This is a genomic window from uncultured Tateyamaria sp. (assembly GCF_947504105.1).
Lineage (GTDB): Bacteria > Pseudomonadota > Alphaproteobacteria > Rhodobacterales > Rhodobacteraceae > Tateyamaria.
Window position 1 is genome coordinate 1 of the sequence record NZ_CANNGP010000066.1, and the last position, 14,555, is coordinate 14,555.

The following is a 14,555-nucleotide window of genomic DNA, read 5'->3' on the forward strand; positions in this document are numbered from 1 at the left end:
TCTCCGACTTCTGCTTGTCGGTATAAAACGTCCGCCCGCGGTACTTCATATCTAAACACTCAATCTCTCTCATAAAATTAAAGTGTTGCGACCACCCCTGGAATCCTCACGGACGAAGCATGGGTAATCGGGCTGACCGGATTGATGGGTCAGGTTCTTGATAGAGTTGCAGGATGTTTCTGCAATTTGAGGAGAACGAAATGGATTACGATGTGGGTTTGGATGTGTCGTTGCGATCGGTGGCTGTCTGCGTGATTGACGCTGATGGCAAGCACATCTTTGAGCGCTCAGTCGCATGCGAGATTGAGGACATTTTGGCCTGCCTGCGTGATGTACTTGTTGGTCAGTGTCGGGTTGGATTTGAGTCCGGTGCAATGAGCCAGCATCTTTACTTTGGCCTGCAGGCCGCTAGCTTTGATGTTGTCTGCATGGAAGCAAGACAAGAGAACGCTGCCCTGTCAGCTATGCGCAATAAAACCGACAAGACGGATGCGCGTGGGATTGCACAGGTGCTGCGGTCCGGATGGTACGGCAAGGTCTTTATCAAGAGCCGCGAAGCGCACGCGCTAAGAGCGCTCCTGAGCAGTCGCAAGGCGGTTCAGAAGAAATGCATCGACCTGGCCAATGAAGTTCGTGGCTTGTTCCGGGTCTTTGGCTTGCGCTTGCCACCCCGTGTCGATCAGTGGTCATTCGATGAGCGGGTCCGTCCATTGATCGAGGCAGACCCGGATTTGTCTCATGCACTTTTGCCACTGCTAGATGCGCGGGCTGTGCTTTACAAAACCTATCGCGAGTTGGACCGCCGTGTAAAGCAAGCGGCCAGCCATGATGAGAACTGTCTGCGCTTCATGGCGATCCCCGGTGTCGGCCCTATTGCTGCCCTGACGTTCCGTGCGGCTGTCGATGATCCAGCGCGGTTTACCAGCTCTCGCACCGTTGCCGCTCACTTCGGCCTAACCCCGCGACGATATCAATCCGGGGAGATGGATAACCCAGGTCGCATCTCTAAGGCAGGCGACAGAGATGTGCGTGGACGCTCTATGCTGCGGCCAATGCGATGATGATGCGCTCTGTTGCGAGTTCCGAAATCAAGAGCTGGGGCCTACGCCTGATGCGCCGCAAAGGTCGCCGCCGTGCGCTGGTAGCCGTTGCCAGAAAGCTGGCCGTCATCATGCACCGCATGTGGGCTGACAACACCGAGTTCCGTCATGGGAAAGTGGAGGGAATTGCATGACCTGATACCCCTTCCTGAAGCCAAAGACGGGATCGTCCCTCACCGGACGAGGTCTGTGGATGACGCCGAAAAAGCTCACTGCGCAACTTGAAGCGCGAGACTAAGCGGGGCGCTCCACATCCAATCCGACACATGCATGCAGCGGTCCAACCGAACTGGGCCATCAACGACTGCGTAGAGAAGTGTGACCCGGATGAGAGACAACGATCCCAAAGCACGGGAACAAAAACGATGAAATGAACTTGACCTAAGCGCCCGATTAGAGAAGCGCGCTTTCAACGCATGGATTTCAACAACCAGTTTCGGTCACATTTTTCAAATATGAGACCACCTTCTCTTTTCTGCCGAGGCAACGACGGCTCCCAGCAATACAAGAGGCAGCGCGAGCAGAAAACTGGTTGAGAGCGCAAGCCGGAAGATCAGCAGGTCTGCCAGTATTGGCCATAACAGCGCGATATACTCAAAAGACGCGAGGCGTGTCGCTTCTGCGTAGCGGAATGCCAGCGTCATTGCGATATGTGCAAAGCCGCCGAACAGGCCCGCTCCGATCAGCAACAAGAGCGTCCAGCCACTTGGCATAACCCAGCCCAGTGGCAACGTGGCAAGGGCACCGAACATGGAGGCCAGCACAAAATACAGGGCAATCGCGCCGGGGCTTTCAGTGCGATTGAGGCTGCGGACCATAATCAGAGCAATTGCCGCAAGAGCAGCGGACAGCAAGGCGAGCAAATAGCCGATGAAGCGTTCCCCGGTTGCGCCGTGACCGCCAAGCTCTGGCCAGACCATCACGACAACCCCAGCAAAGCCCAAAGTAAGCCCGCCCATCCGCCAGACCGTCAAACGCTCGTCCAGCAGGAACACTGCTGCGATAGCCATTAGGATCGGGGTGAGTTGTGCGATCAAGATCGCTTCGGCGACGTTGAGCCGGGCAATGGCCGCGAAAGACGCAAACAGGGCTAACGCGCCAAAACTTGCCCGCAGCAAATGTCCCATGGGTCGTTTGGTTGCCAATCCTTGTGGAAATTCATTGCGCAACGATAGAAAAATGATGAGTGGGATCAGCGCAAAGGCAGACCTGAAAAAGACGATCTCGCCTAGTGGTACATCCTCACTGACGGCTTTTACACAAATCACCATCCCGGCAAATAGTATGCCTGACGCAATACGCAGCCCAATTCCGAGCCTTGGACGATCTGCATCCACTATGCCTTGACCTCTTGCTTAGCCAGCGCGTCGCGCAAGGCATCTCCTGTCAGGTTGATGGTCAGCACGCAGATGACCACCGCCATGCCGGGCCAGATCATTTGAAGCGGTGTGGATCGCATATGGATACGTGCATCCAGCAGCATAGTGCCCCATTCCGGCATTGGCGGTTGCACCCCAAAGCCTAGGAATCCAAGCGCAGATATTCCAAGAATAGCCCGCGCGAACATGCCTGTCCAAACCACTGTCAGGGATGGCATCAGTGATGGCAAATAGTGCCATCGCGCGATGGCAAATGGCGACAGACCCACGAGACGGGCCTGTACTACGTAGCCTCGTGCATTCAACGACAGCCCAATACCGCGCGCGACACGCGCATACCGCATCCAGCTTGTGACGGTCAGAGCGAAGATTAAGCTGCTTGTGCCGGCGCCCAGCACCCCCGCAATCACAACGGCAGCGACCAGTTCAGGGAATGCCAGAAAGGTATCAGTCGCACGCATCACGATCCAATCGACCACCTTGCCACCAAACGCGGCAAGCAATCCAATGCATGTACCAATGACCAACCCGGCGACCGAGATCACGAACGCAAGGCCCAAAGACCACCGTGCGCCATGCAGCAAACGGGACAGGATATCGCGCCCCAAGGCATCTGTGCCCAGCAACTGCTCTGCATTAGGCGCTCTCAGACGGTTCGGAATATCGATTTGCGTCGGATTGTACGGCGCAATGACCGGGCCAAACACTGCGAGTGCGACAAACACGAGGATGAGCCAGGCGACGCTGCGCATCTTACTCTCCAATCCGCGGGTCGAGGTTGCGATAGATCAGGTCAATCAAGAGATTGACCACCACAAACACAACCGCTGTTACCAGCACGACCGCTTGGACTTTTGGGAAATCACGGGTTTTGATTGCGGTCACGAGAAAGCCGGCAAGACCGGGACGGGCAAAGATCACCTCGACCACGACAAGCCCTTCGAGCAGGAAGGCCAGTTCAAGGCCAAAGACCGTTACGAAGGGGATCGCCGCATGAGGGGTAACATGGTCGCGTTCGATGTTACGGTGCGCGACACCGCGTCGGCGAAAGGCTGGTAAGAAAGGCTGGTCCCGCGCTTCCAGGATACCAGATCGGAGAATGCGCGTGAGTGACGCCGCAACGCCGAGCCCAAGCGTCAGCGCAGGCAGAATGATATGTTGCGGCGTCCGTGCGCCCATTGCAGGCAGCCAACCCAAATGCACTGCAAAGAGCAAGATCAGCAGAAGGCCCAGCCAAAACGCAGGAATTGCAACTCCGATAGATGCCAAAGCAACTGCGCCGCGATCCAACCAACCTCCTGGGTGCAGCGTGGCAACCAACGCAAGCGGCACGGACACCATAAGGCCAACCATCAGAGCCGCCAATGCCAGCGGCATGGTGTATGATACGGCTGTCACCAAGTCTGGCCAGACGTCGCGCCCCGTGACAGATGATTGCCCAAAGTCTCCTACCAGGAGCGGCGTGATCCACGCTTGAAAGGCTGACCAAAATCCAGCGTCCAAACCCGCCTCGGCGCGGATCAGATCAACCACATCTGTCGAGACAATCGCATTATGACGGGCCATCGCAATGGCCAGCGCAGGATCGCCCGGCGCGTGCCAAAGCAAAGCAAAGGTCGCCATTGCCGCGCCGGTCAAAACAACAACGGCGCGCTGCAGAAGTATCGCAATAAATTGGATCACGCGACCCGTTCCAATGCGCCAAGTGCGAACGCGGCGTCGCACAACGACTGCCCATAGGGGGTTTGGGGTGCTTGGACGAAGTCTTGCGCCGCTGTCAGTTCCTCAATGCGGCCCGCGCGCAGGACGGCAATTTCGTCTGCGAAGGCAGCGGCATAACCCAGATCATGGGTGACGATCAGCGCGGCAAACCCCTCTTCGCCTTGCAACTGCGAAATCAATTGGGCGGTGTGTTTTTGTGTCACTGCGTCCAGCGCCGACAGAGGTTCGTCAAAAAGAACCAACGGCGGGGCCGCGATCAAGGCGCGCAGAATACCCACCCGCTGTGCTTGGCCAATGGAAACTTCGGCCGGGCGACGGTCAAGTAGGCCCTGCGCGATCTCCAAGCCCGCACAAAGCCTATCCAACCGGCCCGCGTCAACTACCGTGCCACGCACTGTTACCGGTTCCATCACGGAACGGCGAAGGGACAGGCGAGGATTGAATGCGCTACGTGGCTCTTGCATCACAAGAGCCGGCCAGCATTGGCGCACGGGCAATGAGTCCCACGTCACCTGCCCCGCGCTGCACGGCACCAACCCAAGGATCGCGTTAATCAATGTCGATTTTCCTGCACCGCTTTCGCCAACAACGGCAAGTGTTTGGCCCGGTTCCAGTGATATGGAGATGTCATGCAAGGTCACGGTAGATCCGCGCCGGACGGATACCTGACTAACCTCTAGCATGGCAATTCCAGCCAGTTGCGGTGTGCGCAAAGGGATTTGGCAGCTTGGGTGACTGGTGCCAAAAGAAACTGTTCGGTCGGTGCATCTTCGACAATCCGTCCGTCATCCATAACTATAACACGGGCAACCCGGCGTGCGGCGAGGCCCAGATCATGTGTGATGAGCAGAAACGCGGTTTGACGCTCCGTCAGATAGCGGTCAAGAAGATCCATCGTATCAGCTGCCACGACCGGATCCAGCGCCGAGGTCGGCTCATCCATCACCAGCAAATCCAGCGTTCCGATAAGGGCCATGGCAATGACAAAGCGCTGCTGCATGCCGCGGCTCCAGCCCCATGGACGTTTGTGCAGGTCACCACCTTCGATCCGCAGCGTCGTAATGAGCTTCTTTTGACGGGACGCGTCATGAGTTAACCCCAAGGCCCGTTCTGCTTCGCACCAATGAAAGTCCATGGACCGTAACGGATCCAGCGCTTCATCCGGGCTTTGTGGGACATGGGCAACACGTACGCCTTGTGCGCGCAATGTATCAATCAGCGCGTGGCCAAGCGTCGATTTTCCCGACCCCGATGCGCCAACAAGCCCGACGCGTTCGCAGGGCCTTATGTCAACGTCCGTCGGATGTAGAATGGTGCGGCCCGAGCGGATTGCGCTCAGACCCGTCGCTGTGAATATCATTTGGTCAAGGTTGTCTCATGCGTGATCCAATAGGTCTCTGTCGGGTGTACGGCATAACCGATCAACCCCGAACGCGCGACATTGGTTTGGCTGGCGTGAAAGACCGGGATCATGGCCGCATCAGCCGCAATGATCTCTTGTACTTGATCGTAGATTGCTTCACGCCCCGCTTGGTCAAAGGTGGTACGCCCATCGGCGAGCAATTGATCCATATCTGGATTGCTGTAGCCACCCGCATTCGACCCGCCTGTGGATTTCAGCAAAGTTTCCAGCACTGCTCCGGGGTCGCCTTGCGGTGTTGTTACCCATGCTTGCAGGAACATATCCGCCTCGCCCGCCGCTATAGCATCGTTGCTGGCCCCGTATTCGCCGACGCTGATCGTGGCGGTCACACCGATGGCTTGCAAAAAGGCCTGGGTCAGCTCTGCTGTCGTCGGCAACGCAGCACGTGACGCATAAGTCACGATATCGATTTCCAGCGGCGCACCATCAAGCATCCATACGCCATCATATTTCACCGCACCGGCCTCTGCCAACAGATCTTCGGCCAAGGCCGGATCATAGACCGGATCAATGTCCGCCGCCCATCCCATACCTGCCGGGTACACTGTGCCCGAAGGGACGCCGCCAACACCGGACAGCGCGGCATCGACGATACCGCCACGGTCAATGGCCGCGGAAACGGCACGTCGGATCAACGGGTTCGCCATTGGCCCGCTGGTCGCATTTACTGTGTAGAAATAGAGGCGGGCCGTAGGGGCCGCAAAGCCAAGCGCACCTGTTTCCTGAATGCGCGCGAAATCCGTTTCGGGATAGTTGATCACCATATCGACCTCACCTGCCTCAAACGCCAAGGCGGATGCGCCCGGGTCGGGAATACCGACAACACGCACTTCTTCAAAGCCCGGTGTGCCCAGGCGGTAATCAGTATTTGCCGTAACACGGTAGAGCTGGTCCGGGATCGCCTCTTGGAAAACATATGGTCCTGTGGCGTTGATAGGGTAGTCATCAGAAGCAACCCCCAAGACGGCAATGCCCGGCTCAGACAACGTCCATGGAAATGCTGCGTTCGGGCTGTTTGTCTCGAACACAACGACCTGATCGCCATCTGTCGACATGGAGGCAAGGTCGAGAAGGTTTGCGATGCGGGCGTTGTACCCGGGGTGGTCTTCAACAGAGATCGGAGTGATTGCATCCACTACGGCCTGCGCTGTTACGGGTGTGCCGTCATGAAATATCAGCCCGTCACGCAGTGTAACTCGCCAGGTTGTGGGCGCTGCTTGGTCGATACTCTCGGCCAAGCGGGGATAGAGATTTAACTCATAATCGATCCCCATTAGGGTCTCGGTCACGCCCGTCTGGTTCGACATCCAGCCGTTGTAGCCTGCTCGCGGGTCAGGGATCGGATCACTGGAGATGAAACCGACGGAAATGTTGAAGGTACCTTCCTGTGCGACGGCGGGTATCATGGATAAAAGCGAAAGGATGGTAGCGATAGCGAGCCGTGTCATGAATGACATGGGAAAGTCCTTATTCTGTTGGATGGATTGGCTGGCAGATCGCGCGCTTGTCGCGGGCGAGCGTATTGGTTTCAGCGCGGCACAACAAAGCAAGCGCATCATCCGCACCGAGGCCCTTTGCATGCGCCCGCGTCCAGATTTTACGGGCAGAGGCAGGTGACCACGGCAAAACGGCTTGTGACAGCCACCGACGCAGCGGTGTCGGCAATGCATCATAGGTTTGCATGGGGTCGGCGGCCCGCCACTTGCTACGAATGCCAGTATCGCCAAGATTTTGGTTCATGCTGCTTGCTCTGCACGCCACCAACCCGGACAGGGATCTACAAAGTCTGGTAGTGCATCCGGGCTTGCCGCAACCATTTCTGGCGCGAGGCAGGCATCAAGCCGCGCCTTGAGAGCTGGCCAGTCGGTCCCTGCGCCGATAAAAACCAGTTCCTGTCGCCGGTCTCCTCTAGGCTGTTGCCAGTGAGCTTGCAGATAAATGTGTGCACTTTCGTGATCACGCCAGCTGTCCTTGGGTACAATTGCCCACCACGTGCCAAGTGGCTTCTCACTGGACAGGGGACCGGCGAGCGGGAATTCAGCCACCGACTCCGGGCGTATCGCAATCCAGAAATGTCCCTTGGCCCGGACGACGCCTGGCAAGTTACCGTTTAGAACTTCCAAGACCTTCTCGGGAATAAACGGTTGCCGTTCTCGATACACGTATGAGGCAACGTCATATTCTTCGAATTCGGGTGTGTGATCGGCAAAGCTGTAAAGCTCCTTGGCCCGCGTGGGGTGCCTATGTGCCTTCTCAAAATCAAATAGGCCGGTATCGAGGATTGCATCACCAGCGACATCAGAATGATCAACCTCAATGACCCGGGCGTTAGCGTTGAGGCTGCGACTTATCTTGCGCGCGGCATCCACGCGGTCGGGGCCTGCATCACCGACCTTATTCAGGATGACAACGTCGGCGAATTCGGTCCGGTCAGTAAGCAGGTGAACCAACGTGCGCTCATCTTCCTTTCCCATCGTCTCCCTACGATCATTCAGGAAGTCTTGGCCGGAGTAATCCCTCAGCAAGTTCACGGCATCGACGAGGGTAACCATTGTATCAAGGGAGGCCACATCTGCGAGGCTATCGCCAAACTCATCGCTGTAATCGAACGTGGCTGCGACGGGAAGCGGCTTGGAAATGTCGGTCGATTCGATAAGAAGATAATCAAAGCACCCCTCGGCGGCGAGCCGCCGCACCTCGTCCAGAAGGTCGTCCCGCAAGGTACAGCAGATGCATCCGCTTGACATCTCGACCAGCGTTTCATCTGTCTGACTGAACTTCGTATCGATCCGCACCAGATCCACGTCGATATTCACCCCGGACATATCGTTAAAGATCACCGCAACCCGGTGACCTTCATGGCTGTTCAACACTCGGTTGAGGAGTGTGGTTTTTCCTGCGCCCAGAAAGCCGGAAAGCACCGTGACGGGAAGGGGTGTATCTGACATGTCCGGCTCCGTTCGCTACCCTACAAGTCAGGTAACTTATTCAGTTACTAGATTGATGCAACAGTGAATGTTACATTCATTCTCCACCTTGGAGAAGAACCGCCTATGAAACGCAATTCACGCCTGTCGCTCGCCCTCCACACGCTTGGCCATATGGCAGGTGACCCGCAGCGTATGCGCACATCGGCAGACATTGCCGAGCATGCTGGAACCAATCCTGTTGTGGTAAGGCGTGTCCTGGGAAAGCTGCGAGAGGCGGGGTTGTTGACGTCGGAAAAGGGTCACTCCGGAGGATGGTGTCTAGCACGCGAACCCGAGCAGATTACGTTGGCGGATGTCTACCTCGCACTGGATGAAAGCTTGGTCGCAACAGGCGGAGAAGAGGAGACACCCGCATGTTCAGTTGAGCACGTCCTGCAAAGAAAGGTAGCTTCAGTTTTAGAAGAGATCGAGCGCAGCTTGATCGAACGACTGGCCGTCACCACAATCGCGGAAGTACGAGAGCACGGGTGACACAGCCCACCGCTAATCCAATAGGATATAACACGCCAATTTGAACAGTTTGCGGTCAAGCAAATGTCTGTGCTGCGTCCAAATCGGAGGTATCCCACACGCCCATACACGCACTCTGGGCCAGTTCATACGTGAATATCAAACTCATCTGACGATTTACACGCCACCCGGCATTTGCCGGGCTGTTCACCCCTCTACCTGCTTGCCAATCCCGCCGGAGTAACCAACACTCATAGGCAGAAAAGCAAATGGGGAGATTTCCATGAAAGTCACGTCATTCCTATCCGCCGCGCTGCTGCTGTCGAGCACAGCGCTGGTCAGCGCCGAAACGCTGAAATGGGCCCGCGCGGGTGACGCGCTCACCCTTGATCCGCACTCACAGAACGAAGGGCCGTCGCACACTATCCGCCACCAGATGTACGAGCCGCTGATCATCCGCGACACGACCGGCGCGTTTGAACCCGCACTCGCCACCGAATGGGCACCCAAAGCCGATGACCCGAATGTCTGGGTCTTCAAACTGCGCGAAGGCGTCACATTCCATGACGGTGCGGCCTTCAACGCCGAAGACGTCGTGTTCAGTTTTGAGCGTGCGATGCAGCCCAATTCCGACATGAAGGAACTGATCGGCTCGATCACCGAAGTACGCGCTGTTGATGACTACACCATCGAGATGGTCACGGATGGCCCGAACCCGATCCTGCCCTCGAACCTGACCAACCTGTTCATCATGGACAAGGACTGGACCGAGGCGAACAACACCGTAAACGTGCAGGACTTTGAAGGGGGCGAGATCACATACGCCACCACCAACGCCAACGGCACCGGGCCTTACGTTCTGCAAAGCCGCGAGCCTGACGTGAAAACCGTCATGACCCGCAACGACAACTATTGGGGCATCGACCAGTTCCCGATGGAAGTGACCGAGATCGTCTACACCCCCATCCAGAACGCGGCGACCCGCGTCGCAGCCATGCTGTCGGGTGAGATCAACTTCCTCCAGGACATGCCGGTGCAGGACCTTGAGCGCGTCAATGCCGCCGACGGTCTGGTGGTCAAGCAGGCCCCGCAGAACCGCGTGATCTTTTTTGGTATGAACCAGGGCGCGGATGACATCGAAGCCGACAACGTGGATGGTGCCAACCCGCTGGCCGATGTGCGCGTGCGCAAGGCGATGTCGATGGCGATGAACCGTGATGCGATCCGTCAGGTCGTGATGCGCGGCCAATCACAGCCCGCGGGCATGATCGCCCCGCCCTTCGTCAACGGCTGGACCGAGGCGATGGACGGCGAGTCCTCGACCGACATCGACGGGGCCAAGGCCCTGCTGGCCGAAGCAGGCTATGACAGCGGCTTCTCGATCCGTCTTGACTGCCCGAACGACCGCTACATCAACGATGAAGCGATCTGCCAGGCGGCTGTCGGCATGCTGGGTCAGATCGGCGTGACCGTGAACCTGGATGCCAAGCCAAAGGCGCAACACTTCCCGCTGATCACAGATGGGCAGACCGATTTCTACATGCTGGGCTGGGGTGTGCCGACATACGACTCGGAATACATCTTCAACTTCCTTGTCCACGGTCGTGAAAGCGATATCGGCACCTGGAACGGCACCGGGTTCGACAACGACGAGATCGATGCCAAGATCAAGTCGCTGGCCTCGAACACCGATCTGGAAGCCCGCAACGCCGACATCGCCGATATCTGGCGCGTTGTGCAGGACGAGCAGCTTTATATTCCGCTGCACCACCAGGTCCTGAACTGGGGCATGGGCGAAGGTGTGGGGATCGAGGTTGATCCCGAAGACCAGCCCAAGGTCAAATACATCACCATGAACTGATCATGGACGGGGGCCGCACGTGCGGCCCCCTATTCGTTTTGACCCCGAATGCGCGCCGGGGTGTTGCCTGTTTTTCACCGATTTCATTGAAACCGCATCAAGGACCAAGACACATGATCCGCGCTTTCCTTCTGGCCAGCACCGTTCTGGCCGCACCGGCCATCGCCGAAGAATTCAAGTGGGCCGAAACCACCGACCCGCAAACCATGGACCCCCACGCCGTGAACTCGGCCGCCGTGCTGGGCTTTCTCAACAACGTGTACGAGGGGCTTGTCCGCCGCGGCAAGGACATGACCATCGAACCGGCACTCGCCACATCGTGGGAACCGATTGGCGCAGGTGAAGGGTGGCGATTTACACTTCGGCAGGGCGTCACGTTCCACGACGGGGCCGCATTCAACGCGGATGACGTGATCTTTTCCTACCAGCGCGCCAGCGACGAGGCATCGGACACGCGCAGCTGGTTCGCCCCTGTTTCCGAGGTCGTCAAGGTCGATGACTACACTGTCGATATCATGACCACCGCCCCCAACCCGATCTTTCCCGACAGCATCGCCAACTGGATGATGATGGACAGCGGCTGGGCCGAAGCCAACAACACCACCCTGCCCGACAAGGAAAGCGGCAACTACGCCACGCTGAACACCAATGGTACGGGGGCATTCAAGGTGACGGCACGCGAGCCTGGCCTGCGCACTGTTCTTGAGCCAAATGGCGACTGGTGGGACACCGCCGAACACAACATCACCCGCGCCGAACTGACCCCGATCCAGAACCCCGCCACCGCCGTGGCAGCGCTGCTGTCCGGTGATGTGGACCTGATCAACCCGGTGCCCATTCAGGACGCCGAACGCCTTGCCGCCAATGACGCGGTCAAGGTGATCCAAGGGATCGAAGCGCGGATCATCATGCTGGGTTTCCCACACGAAGCCGACGCGCTGAAATATTCCAGCGAAACAACCGATGCCAACCCATTTGCAGACGCCCGGGTGCGTCAGGCGGTGGCCCATGCCGTCAACGTACCTGCCATCCTGCAAACAATCATGCGTGGCAACGCGGAACCCGCCAGCCAACTGGTCAGCCCCGCCATGCGCGGCTACTCGGCGGCGCTTGCGGACCGTCCCGCTTACGACCCTGAACAGGCCAAGGCCTTGTTGGCCGAGGCAGGCTATGAAAACGGGTTCTCGTTCGGCCTGAAATGCCCCAACGACCGCTACCTGAACGACGAAGCCGTCTGCCAGGCCGTCACGGGCATGCTGGCGCAGGTCGGGATCACAGCCGTCCTCGACGCGATGCCGGTCCAGAACTACTGGCCCGAACTGCGCGAAGACAATTACGACATGTACCTGCTGGGCTGGTCCCCGGGCACGTTCGATGCCGAACACCCGATCCGCTTCCTGGCCGCAACCCCGAACGAGGAAGAGAAACTCGGCTCGTGGAACTTCGGCGGGTTCTCAAACGCCCGCGTGGACGAATTGCTGCCGATGATCCAGTCCGAGATCGACGACGCCAAACGTCAGGCCATGCTGGATGAAACCACCAAGATCCTGCAGGACGAGGTCGCTTATGTCCCCATGTACGTTCAGCCGCTGGTCTGGGGGGCCAAGTCCAGCATCGATCTGACACAACGTCCGGATAACTTCTTTATCCTGCGCTGGGTGACGGTGAACTGATCCGGCAACCCCGGAAAAGAATGGCTCATCCCGCAATCCGGGGTGGGCCTTTATCATTGCACCGATCACTACCGAAAAAAGCGGGTCAGCTTAACAGCTCAGCGCAAAAACCATGCCCCGCTCGTACCCATCGCGCACGTGATAGGTGCCGTCCTTGAGCTGGCATGTCGTCTTGGATTGCGCCACCTGCCGTGCCTTTGCCGTCAGGTTGAAGCGCTGCGCCCCGACAGTGTGCGACGCATTGTGCGCGACAATGAAGTCATGGGTATCAACCCGAACCTGACGAAACTTCAGCCGATACCTGCCCAAAGTGACAAGTTCACTGTCGCCTTTCTCCCAGAAAGACGTGCGCGCACGGAAGGCATCCATCGCCGCCGAACGCTCACTGGTCGAACGCCCACGCTTGGCGTAGGATCTTGTTTGCTCTTGATAAAATGGCAGGTTCGAGGTTTGCGACGCAGGCACTTCGGCTGCAGGAGTCCGTTGCGCGGCGGTGATTGTTTGGGACGCGCCCGGCGTTGAAAACCCAACGCCCTTCTGCTGGGGCGCGGGGGCCCCGCAAGCTGAAACAACGCATAGTGCAGCAACAATGATCCGGGGGTTCACGGGATATCTCCATTCAAAGGGCCGTTCCCGCGAAAGTGGAATGCAAAACAGGCGAAGAAAGGGCAAAAGCAAGAAAAGATGCGCTCGCGGCATCAACCCTGGTGTGGAACGCCGCCAAGCTTTGACTCGACATTGCTGATTATCTGGATTCTACCGAGAGGCCGCTTCACGCAATATCAGCCCAAACGTCCGGCATTTCCGACCCAAACCATACCTTCACCACGACGTAGACCAGAGCAAGCAGTGCGGACCTTGCTGCCATTTCCTGTCATCCGATGAGAGTCCGCTATTGGCAAGTTTTCGGCATTTCGCTCTCAACGCGCAAAACCAATACTCAGATGATCCATCAATGCTCTGACGCGCCTCGGCTGCACGGCACCTGCGGGATAGACCATCTGCAACGACGTTGGCGGCGGTGCAAACTCTTCCAAGATTGAGACCAATCTGCCCGCTTCAAGATCAGCCTGAATGTCCCACTCCGATTTAAGAGCGATGCCATGTCCGTTCAGGCACCAACGCCGCGCAAGCTCGCCATCGTTTGCAATGCGATCACCGCTAACGCGACAGCTCCGTTGCCGTCCCTTTTCACGGAACGACCAGTCTTGATCAGTCCGGCTGCCGAACCGCATGATGATGCAGTTGTGATGCGCCAGATCGTCGGGATGCTTCGGCACACCGTTTTCTTTTAGATAGCTCGGGGACGCGCAGATCAGTCGCCGATTGTCGTGCAGCTTTTTCGACTTCATCGAGCTATCAGCTTAATCGCCATAGCGCAGAGCGAGATCAATACCCTGCCCAACCAGATCAACATTCCCATCACTCAGCGTCAGATCGACCGTCACTTCGCGATTTTCGGACATGAAGATATCAAGCATAGGTACGATCTGATTGCGGCCTAGATTAATAGGGGCGCTCAGACGGATTGATCCGGAAATTTTTTCAACACCGAGCTTGATACGCGCTTCAATTTCCTCAGCCTCTGCTAGGAGACGCCGCGCACCTACAACCAGCTCTCGTCCTTCATCCGTCAGACTGATTGAACGCGTTGTCCGTGTCAGAAGCCGGACGTTGTAGTGGGCCTCCAAGGCAGAAAGTCGTTCGGACACTGTTGTAGATGCAAGACCCAATTCACGGCCTGCGACGGCAAGCCCGCCCTTCTCAACGATCTGTAGAAACAGTCTCAAATTGTCGAGCAATATGGCAAGGCCTCATTCATCGGAAAATACGGATTATCATATCGGATTTTACCTAATTATCCAAAAACACCGGGATTGCTAGGCTCAGGACCCATTGATTTCCGCTGCGGGGCGTGTTTCACGGCTGCAAAAAGCGGTGAACATGTCTGATCTTT

15 protein-coding genes are annotated in these 14,555 nt (G+C 57.5%); 4 read left to right on the plus strand and 11 right to left on the minus strand.

The features are described from left to right. Positions 1-200 precede the first annotated feature (200 nt). Entirely contained in the window at positions 201-1,061 is an 861-nt protein-coding gene (locus tag Q1A75_RS21985) for an IS110 family transposase (RefSeq protein WP_299545980.1), read from the plus strand. A gap of 488 nt (positions 1,062-1,549) precedes the next feature. Here the strand turns inward: Q1A75_RS21985 and Q1A75_RS21990 are convergent, their stop codons facing one another. Genes Q1A75_RS21990 through Q1A75_RS22025 form a run of 8 tightly spaced genes read right to left on the minus strand, consistent with a single transcriptional unit; the run spans position 1,550 to position 8,572 of the window. Then, positions 1,550-2,437 carry a DMT family transporter gene (locus Q1A75_RS21990; RefSeq protein WP_299545982.1) on the minus strand — a complete coding sequence of 296 codons (888 nt, stop codon included), beginning with the start codon at positions 2,435-2,437 and terminating at the stop codon, positions 1,550-1,552. After that, a complete protein-coding gene (locus Q1A75_RS21995) occupies positions 2,437-3,231 on the minus strand; it encodes an ABC transporter permease (protein ID WP_299545984.1) in 795 nt (264 codons plus the stop codon). Before Q1A75_RS21995 ends, Q1A75_RS21990 begins: the two co-directional genes overlap by 1 nt. 1 nt (position 3,232) lies before the next feature. Beyond that, on the minus strand, positions 3,233-4,162 hold the full coding sequence (locus Q1A75_RS22000) for an ABC transporter permease (RefSeq protein ID WP_299545986.1): 930 nt from the start codon (positions 4,160-4,162) through the stop codon (positions 3,233-3,235). Beyond that, the gene (locus tag Q1A75_RS22005; protein WP_299545988.1) at positions 4,159-4,884 is read right to left on the minus strand and encodes an ATP-binding cassette domain-containing protein; all 726 of its coding nucleotides are present in this window, start codon (positions 4,882-4,884) and stop codon (positions 4,159-4,161) included. The genes Q1A75_RS22000 and Q1A75_RS22005 overlap by 4 nt, the downstream gene beginning before the upstream one ends. Continuing rightward, positions 4,878-5,561 carry an ATP-binding cassette domain-containing protein gene (locus Q1A75_RS22010; protein WP_299545989.1) on the minus strand — a complete coding sequence of 228 codons (684 nt, stop codon included), beginning with the start codon at positions 5,559-5,561 and terminating at the stop codon, positions 4,878-4,880. The genes Q1A75_RS22005 and Q1A75_RS22010 overlap by 7 nt, the downstream gene beginning before the upstream one ends. Next, positions 5,558-7,081 (minus strand): ABC transporter substrate-binding protein, encoded by a 1,524-nt coding sequence (locus Q1A75_RS22015; protein WP_299545990.1) that lies wholly within the window; start codon positions 7,079-7,081, stop codon positions 5,558-5,560. Before Q1A75_RS22015 ends, Q1A75_RS22010 begins: the two co-directional genes overlap by 4 nt. Before the next feature lie 10 nt (positions 7,082-7,091). Beyond that, a complete protein-coding gene (locus Q1A75_RS22020; RefSeq protein WP_299545991.1) occupies positions 7,092-7,364 on the minus strand; it encodes a DUF6525 family protein in 273 nt (90 codons plus the stop codon). After that, complete coding sequence (locus Q1A75_RS22025) at positions 7,361-8,572, minus strand: GTP-binding protein (RefSeq protein WP_299545992.1); 1,212 nt, start codon at positions 8,570-8,572, stop codon at positions 7,361-7,363. The genes Q1A75_RS22020 and Q1A75_RS22025 overlap by 4 nt, the downstream gene beginning before the upstream one ends. 105 nt (positions 8,573-8,677) lie before the next feature. Here Q1A75_RS22025 and Q1A75_RS22030 point away from each other — a divergent pair, with 105 nt between their 5' ends. The 3 genes from Q1A75_RS22030 to Q1A75_RS22040 all read left to right on the plus strand — a co-directional run bounded on the left by Q1A75_RS22030 (position 8,678) and on the right by Q1A75_RS22040 (position 12,598). Then, positions 8,678-9,085, plus strand: a complete 408-nt coding sequence (locus Q1A75_RS22030; RefSeq protein ID WP_299545994.1) for an Rrf2 family transcriptional regulator — start codon at positions 8,678-8,680, stop codon at positions 9,083-9,085. Between the two features lie 262 nt (positions 9,086-9,347). Next, positions 9,348-10,925 (plus strand): ABC transporter substrate-binding protein, encoded by a 1,578-nt coding sequence (locus Q1A75_RS22035; protein WP_299545996.1) that lies wholly within the window; start codon positions 9,348-9,350, stop codon positions 10,923-10,925. Positions 10,926-11,038: 113 nt separating this feature from the next. Then, positions 11,039-12,598 (plus strand): ABC transporter substrate-binding protein, encoded by a 1,560-nt coding sequence (locus Q1A75_RS22040; RefSeq protein ID WP_299545998.1) that lies wholly within the window; start codon positions 11,039-11,041, stop codon positions 12,596-12,598. 90 nt (positions 12,599-12,688) lie between these two features. Here Q1A75_RS22040 and Q1A75_RS22045 read toward each other — a convergent pair whose 3' ends face one another. The 3 genes from Q1A75_RS22045 to Q1A75_RS22055 all read right to left on the minus strand — a co-directional run bounded on the left by Q1A75_RS22045 (position 12,689) and on the right by Q1A75_RS22055 (position 14,388). Then, positions 12,689-13,204 carry a hypothetical protein gene (locus Q1A75_RS22045; protein ID WP_299546000.1) on the minus strand — a complete coding sequence of 172 codons (516 nt, stop codon included), beginning with the start codon at positions 13,202-13,204 and terminating at the stop codon, positions 12,689-12,691. A gap of 314 nt (positions 13,205-13,518) precedes the next feature. Next, a complete protein-coding gene (locus tag Q1A75_RS22050) occupies positions 13,519-13,950 on the minus strand; it encodes a substrate binding domain-containing protein (protein WP_299546002.1) in 432 nt (143 codons plus the stop codon). A 12-nt stretch (positions 13,951-13,962) separates the two neighbouring features. Continuing rightward, positions 13,963-14,388, minus strand: a complete 426-nt coding sequence (locus Q1A75_RS22055; protein ID WP_299546003.1) for a LysR family transcriptional regulator — start codon at positions 14,386-14,388, stop codon at positions 13,963-13,965. Positions 14,389-14,555 lie beyond the last annotated feature (167 nt).

What these genes read in the sequence shown, in the direction of transcription:
- Q1A75_RS21995 (WP_299545984.1), bottom strand. Translation starts at nt 3,231, where the DNA reads ATGCGCAGCGTCGCCTGGCTCATCCTCGTGTTTGTCGCACTCGCAGTG.
- Q1A75_RS22040 (WP_299545998.1), top strand. Translation starts at nt 11,039, where the DNA reads ATGATCCGCGCTTTCCTTCTGGCCAGCACCGTTCTGGCCGCACCGGCC.
- Q1A75_RS21985 (WP_299545980.1), top strand. Translation starts at nt 201, where the DNA reads ATGGATTACGATGTGGGTTTGGATGTGTCGTTGCGATCGGTGGCTGTC.
- Q1A75_RS22020 (WP_299545991.1), bottom strand. Translation starts at nt 7,364, where the DNA reads ATGAACCAAAATCTTGGCGATACTGGCATTCGTAGCAAGTGGCGGGCC.
- Q1A75_RS22050 (WP_299546002.1), bottom strand. Translation starts at nt 13,950, where the DNA reads ATGAAGTCGAAAAAGCTGCACGACAATCGGCGACTGATCTGCGCGTCC.
- Q1A75_RS22035 (WP_299545996.1), top strand. Translation starts at nt 9,348, where the DNA reads ATGAAAGTCACGTCATTCCTATCCGCCGCGCTGCTGCTGTCGAGCACA.
- Q1A75_RS22005 (WP_299545988.1), bottom strand. Translation starts at nt 4,884, where the DNA reads ATGCTAGAGGTTAGTCAGGTATCCGTCCGGCGCGGATCTACCGTGACC.
- Q1A75_RS22015 (WP_299545990.1), bottom strand. Translation starts at nt 7,081, where the DNA reads ATGTCATTCATGACACGGCTCGCTATCGCTACCATCCTTTCGCTTTTA.
- Q1A75_RS22025 (WP_299545992.1), bottom strand. Translation starts at nt 8,572, where the DNA reads ATGTCAGATACACCCCTTCCCGTCACGGTGCTTTCCGGCTTTCTGGGC.
- Q1A75_RS22010 (WP_299545989.1), bottom strand. Translation starts at nt 5,561, where the DNA reads ATGATATTCACAGCGACGGGTCTGAGCGCAATCCGCTCGGGCCGCACC.
- Q1A75_RS22030 (WP_299545994.1), top strand. Translation starts at nt 8,678, where the DNA reads ATGAAACGCAATTCACGCCTGTCGCTCGCCCTCCACACGCTTGGCCAT.